The sequence below is a fragment of the Vibrio sp. 10N.261.51.A4 genome (genome assembly GCF_041471945.1).
Taxonomy (GTDB): Bacteria; Pseudomonadota; Gammaproteobacteria; order Enterobacterales; family Vibrionaceae; genus Vibrio; species Vibrio crassostreae_C.
In genome coordinates this window covers 1-353 of record NZ_JBFRPJ010000191.1, presented here as the reverse complement: position 1 = coordinate 353, position 353 = coordinate 1, and the positions used below count along the sequence as shown (strand labels likewise).

The window sequence follows — 353 nt, the reverse complement described above, 5'->3', positions numbered from 1 at the left end:
GGATTTCTTGAGTGCAAAGATCGCGTCACAAAAATGTGTACAAGAGATTGGATTGACCTGATCAGTTAATTTTCCGGATTGGTATAAGTAGTGGAATGGACGGGGTTGCGGGCTTCAGGCAAACCCTTTGTGGGAGTCATTCGAGCGAAGGGCAAAACACTTTTATTGAGATGTAAAAAAGCCCTGCTATTTCTAGCAGGGCTTTTCTAATAAGTGGCGGAGTGGACGGGACTCGAACCCGCGACCCCCGGCGTGACAGGCCGGTATTCTAACCAACTGAACTACCACTCCGCAGTGGTCAACTCACTAAGTGAGCGTCCATATCTCCAGGTTGGTCAACCTAAAGATTTAAT

General features: G+C 47.6%; 1 tRNA gene. It reads right to left on the bottom strand.

The annotated features are described in order from the left end of the window. Positions 1 to 214 precede the first annotated feature (214 nt). Positions 215 to 291 (bottom strand) — tRNA-Asp (locus AB4384_RS23695). Positions 292 to 353: the final 62 nt, after the last annotated feature.